This is a genomic window from Streptomyces sp. SM1, assembly GCF_002910825.1.
Taxonomy (GTDB): Bacteria; Actinomycetota; Actinomycetes; order Streptomycetales; family Streptomycetaceae; genus Streptomyces; species Streptomyces okerensis.
On record NZ_NEUB01000971.1, the window covers coordinates 1 to 5,378 of the forward strand.

A 5,378-nucleotide genomic window follows, 5' to 3' on the forward strand; every position below is an offset into this window, starting at 1 on the left:
GGCCCCCGCGTCCCGGGCCGACGCCCCCGTCAGCGCCCAGGCCCAGAAGGCCAGCCCGATCGCGAGCGCCGACGGGTAGGCGAGATTGCCCGTCATCGACATCAGGTTCAGATAGCCGCTCCACCAGGCCCGCTCCACCCCCCACAGCAGCGTCATCGCCGTGAGCGCCAGCACCGGCGCCCAGGGGCGCGGGGTCAGCACCCGCACGAAGCGGCCGATCCCGGTGAGCAGCACCAGCAGATTCAGCGGCCCGGTGAGCCTCAGCACCTCCCAGCCGCCGAGACCGGTCAGCCGGGCGGCCACGCCCTGCGCCAGGGCGAACGGCGAGTAGTACGGGCTGCCCGCCCCCGGCAGGTCCGCCATGGGATGCCGGGGCCGCAGCAGATCGTCCGCGATGCGTTCGACGACCGCCGCGTGCTGTCCCGCGTCGCAGCACAGCGGCACCGCCCAGAACGCCAGCGACATCACCAGCCAGAACAGGAAGCCGACGAACTGGTACGGCGTGGGGCGCCAGGCCCCGCCGCCGCGCAGCGCCGTGGCACCGTCCACGGTCCGCCGTACGAGGACTCCGGCGCTCATCGGGTGACGGGGAATGACGGCATGCGAGACATCTGCCGTATGTTCCCGGAAAAGATCACGGACATGACCTCATGTCACCTCTTCGAGTGACTCCCGGGAGCCGGTGCACCGGCTCCCGGGAGTCAGTGCACCGGCTCCACCGGCGCCCCCTGCGCGGGCACCACCACCACCCGCCGCACCACCGGCTCCAGCAGCAGGGGCACGCCCAGCACCGGCAGCAGCCAGGCCAGCGTGATCAGCCGGTCGCCCCAGATGTTGATGTCCGGGTGCCCGGCCTGGTTGAGGAACCCCGTACAGGCCGCGGCGACCAGGAAGGCACCGAACGCCGGCCGCCGCCGCGCGCCCAGCACGCCGGCCGCCACCGCCGCCACGAACAGCGGCTCCCACAGCTGCCGCCGCAGCCACTCCATCCAGAAGTTCCCCTGGAGCTGGAAGAACTCCGCCCAGGGGCGCTCCCGGTCGGGGCGTGCGAAGTGGTCGGTGAGCAGGTCCTGCACGCTCTCCGACACCGACGGGTGGTCCAGCAGCCGTGCCGCCAGCACCGTCCCCAGCATCCCCGCGCACCCCGCCCACGCGAGCGCCACCACCCCGCGCCCCGGAGGCAGCCCCCGCCACCGGCGCCGTACCGCGACCGCCGCGCCCGCGGCCGCCAGGCACAGCCCGAGGAACAGCGCCTGGGAGTGCTTCACGGTGAACAGCGCGAGCAGCGCGGCGCACACGAGCGCGGTGCCCGCCCGCCTCCCGCTTCCCTCCAGCACCAGCGCACAGCCCCACAGCGCGGCCAGGGTGAGCGCCAGCAGCAGCCCCTCGGCCATCGGGCGCATCGCCGTGGTCCCGCACGGCAGGACGAGGAACAGCGCCTGCCCGGTGAGCGCGAGCGGCACCGGCACGGCCAGGGCCCGCAGCACCAGGAAGACCAGCGCCCCGCCGACGCAGGTGATCACCACGCCCGCCGCCCACAGACCCCACGTCGCGCCGAACAGGCCGACGAACGGCACCAGGAACACCGGATAGCCGGGCCGCACCTCGAAGATGCGCATGAAGCGCTCCGACATGAACGGCACGGTGTGCCCGCCGGTCTCGCCTGCCGCCAGCCGGGTCCCGACCGCCCGCCACTCCTGCTCGCGGCACTCCTCCATGACCCGCGGGGCGGGATCGGGGGCGTGGAAGCGCACCACGTCCACGTTCTGCTCGCGGTGGGCCATCGACGCCCGGCCCGCGCAGTAGTGGTCGATGGTGACGGCCGCGGCCTCCCGCTTGCCGGCGCCGCCCAGGCTCAGCGCGTACGACAGGTAGTTCTTGCTGTCGGGGGTGTCCCGCCCGGAGACGTTCGCCAGTTGCAGTACGGCGAAGACGGCGGCCAGGAGCAGCACCCAGGTGCGCGGCCTCACGACGGGGCCAGGCGGCCACGGCCCGCGGCCTGGGCGGGCAGCCGGGCGGGGTCCGGGGAGTGGTCCGGCACCGGCCCGCCCAGCATCAGGGCGCGCACCACCCGCTCGGCGGCCCGGCCGTCGTCGAACTCGCAGTACCGCTCCCGGAACGCGGACCGCAGCCGGTCCGCCTCCTCGTCCCGCCAGGTGCCGGAGTCGAACAGCCAGGCCAGCTCCCGGTAGGAGCGCGCCACGTGCCCCGGCGCCTCGGCGGTGATGTCGAGGTAGGCGCCGCGGCTGGCCCCGAAGGCGTCCCAGTCGTCGGCGTACACGACGATCGGGCGGTCCAGGTTGGCGTAGTCGAACATGATCGACGAGTAGTCGGTGACCAGGACGTCGGCGGCGAGCAGCACGTCCTGCGCCTCCGGCTCGTCCGTGGCGTCGACGAGCACCCCCCGCCGGTGCAGCTCCGCGAGGCCGAGACCGCGCGCCGGACCGTCGGCGAGCGAGGGGTGCAGCCGGACCACGAGGGTGCGGCCCTCGCCCAGGTCGGCGGCGAACCGGGCCAGGTCGATCCGCTCCACCAGCCCGTCCCTGCGGTAGTCGCGGCGGGTGGGCGCGTACAGCACCACCGTGTCGCCCTCCGGGACCCCGAGCCGCGCCCGGACCTCCCGGCCGCTGTCCGGGCCCGCGAGGGCCAGGACGTCGTTGCGGGGGCTGCCGCTGCGCAGCGAGGCGAAGTGGCAGGGGTACGCCCGCTCCCACACCAGCTCGGAGTGCCGGTTGGCGACCAGGCTGTGGTCCCAGCGGTCGGCCCGGCGCAGCATCTGCGGTACGTCGAAGCCCTGCCGGGCGCCCGGCTTGCCCAGCAGGTCGGCGCCCATGAACTTCAGGGGGGTGCCCCGGTGGGTGTGGATGTGCACGCTCCCCGGACGTTTCACCAGCGCACCCGACCAGTTGACGTTGTTGACGAAGTACGTGGCCCGCCCGGTCACCCTGCGGTAGCCGGGGGAGTCCAGCAGCACGTACTCGGTGTCCGGCGGCAGTCCGGCCGCCCGCTCCTCGTCTGCCAGCACCCATACGCCCCTGATGTGGGGGGCGATGTCGCGCGCCGCGCGGTGGATCGCCGCCGGGTCGCCGAGTACGCCCCGGTGCGAGAACGCCGAGTACACCGCGAGCTCCGGGTCCAGCGGGCGGCGCGGTGAGGACCGGACCGCCGCGGCCCGTGCCGCCGCCGTGGTGCGCGCCTGCCGGGCCCGCCGTACCAGCTCCCGGCCCGTCCGCTCCGCCCGGCGCCGCAGTACGTAGCCGGCGTAGCCGCCCTCCAGCACCCGCAGCTCGGCGGGGACCTGGGTGCCGTCCGGCCGGTACGTCCGGAACATGTCGGCCGTACGGCGGAAGAACTCGGCCTTGTCGGACGGCGGCAGCCGGTCCGGCTTGGAGAGGATGTCGAGACAGTGCTCGCCCATCTTGGCGTGCAGGAACGGCCGCCAGTGCGCCAGCGCGGGGCGGGCGTCGACGAACCGGAACACCCGCGCGTACTGCTCGTGGACGTCGAAGTGCTTGCGGCTGGTGGTGGACAGGATGCTGCCCCGGCGGCGCTGCCGGTAGTACAGGCAGATCCGGTCCAGCGTCGCGACGCGCTCCGCGCTGAGCAGCACCGGGAACGTCCAGGGTGTGTCCTCGTAGTAGCCGGGCGGGAAGCTGAAGCCCTCCCGTTCGACGAAGTCGCGCCGGTAGATCTTGTTCCACACCACCATCAGCAGGTCGAGGATCTCCGGCCGCTCGGCGGCGGTGAAGGTGCCGTCGCCGTTCTCCGCCAGGACGCGGGCCAGCGCGTTGCGGCGGGTGCCGCCCCACCAGTACGTGCGGGCGTAGTCGAAGACCAGCACGTCCGGGTCGCCGGTCTCGTCGAGACGGTCGGCCAGGGCGCGCAGCGCTCCCGGGGTGAGGGTGTCGTCGCTGTCCAGGAAGAGCAGGTGGTCGCCCGTCGCGAGCGGCATCCCGGCGTTGCGGGCCCGGCCGAGACCCACGTTCTCCGGCAGATGCAGCACCCGGACGCGCTCGTCACGGGCCGCGTACGCGTCGAGGATCGCTCCGCAGCCGTCGGGGGAGCGGTCGTCGACCGCGATCACCTCGATGTCGCGGTACGACTGTCCGAGCACCGAGTCGAGACAGGCGTGCAGATAGGCCTGCACCTTGTGGACCGGGACGATGACGCTGAAGCGGGGCACGTCAGCTCCTCACCAGGGTGGCGGCGGCGGGAGCGGGGACACGCTCCGCGAGCGGGATCACGGGCGGCAGCGCCTCGGGCGGCTCACCGAGCAGCACCCGGCGCACGACGCGTTCGGCGGCCCGCCCGTCGTCGAAGGCGCAGAACCGCTCCCGGAACCGGGCCCGCAGCGCGGCCGACCCCGCGTCCGCGTACGAGCCGTCGCGGAACACCCGGGCCAGCTCGTCGGGGGTGCGTGCGACCGGTCCCGGCGGTCCGGCCATCAGGTCGAAGCAGACCCCGCGGGTCTCCCGGTAGACGTCCCAGTCGTCGGCGTACACGACGATCGGGCGGTCCAGGTTGGCGTAGTCGAACATGATCGACGAGTAGTCGGTGATCAGCGCGTCGGCGGCCAGGCACACGTCCTCGGAGGAGCGGTGCGACGTGACGTCGATGATCCGGCCGGTGCTCCCGCGCCCGCCCCGGTCGTAGAAGTAGTGGGCGCGCAGCAGCACCACCACGTCCTCGCCGGCCGCCTCGCAGAACGCCTCCAGGTCGAGGCCGGGTTCGAAGCCCGTGTGGTGGTCGCGGTGGGTGGGCGCGTACAGCACCGCCCGCGCGCCCTCGGGGACGCCCAGCTCGGCGCGGATCCGGGCCACGTCGGCGGCGTCTGCCGTCAGGTACACGTCGTTGCGCGGATAGCCGTACTCCAGGTGCTCGTAGGAGCCGGGGAAGGCGCGCTCCCAGACGCGGGTGGAGTGGGGGTTGGAGGAGAGGTTGTAGTCCCAGCGGTCCACCCGGCCGAGCAGCTTGGTGAAGCTGCCCGTGGCGGCCGCCACCACCGGGTACGTCGACTGGTCGACGCCCATGGTCTTCAGCGGGGTGCCGTGCTGGGTCTGGAGGTGGACGCTGCCGGGGCGTTTCACGACGCCCTCCGCGAAGTTGGCGTTGTTCACGAAGTACGTGGCACGGGCCAGCACCGTCCAGTAGCGGCGGCTGCCGATGACCGCGTACTCGACGCCCTCCGGCACGGTGTGCGCCTGGTCGGCCTCCACCAGGAACACCGAGCGGATGTGCGGGGCGAGTGCGCGGGCCGCGCGGTGGATCGCGGCCGGGTTGCAGGCGTAGCCGCGGCCCCAGTAGGCGCAGTACACGGCGAGGCGCGGATCCAGCGGGCGGCGCAGCTGCCGGCGGTACAGCAGCCGGGTGCGCAGACC

The 5,378-nt window shown here is 73.7% G+C and carries 3 protein-coding genes and 1 pseudogene; all 4 read right to left on the reverse strand.

All coding sequences use genetic code 11. The features are described from left to right. Positions 1–579: pseudogene (locus tag B9S61_RS34155) on the reverse strand (hypothetical protein); the annotation flags it as partial. Between the two features lie 122 nt (positions 580–701). Continuing rightward, positions 702–1,970, reverse strand: a complete 1,269-nt coding sequence (locus B9S61_RS34160; RefSeq protein ID WP_103545652.1) for a hypothetical protein — start codon at positions 1,968–1,970, stop codon at positions 702–704. After that, complete coding sequence (locus B9S61_RS34165; RefSeq protein ID WP_103545653.1) at positions 1,967–4,183, reverse strand: bifunctional glycosyltransferase/CDP-glycerol:glycerophosphate glycerophosphotransferase; 2,217 nt, start codon at positions 4,181–4,183, stop codon at positions 1,967–1,969. Before B9S61_RS34165 ends, B9S61_RS34160 begins: the two co-directional genes overlap by 4 nt. A 1-nt stretch (position 4,184) precedes the next feature. After that, positions 4,185–5,378, reverse strand: a 1,194-nt coding sequence (locus B9S61_RS34170; protein ID WP_258040009.1) for a CDP-glycerol glycerophosphotransferase family protein, incomplete at its 5' end; no start/stop codon positions are given.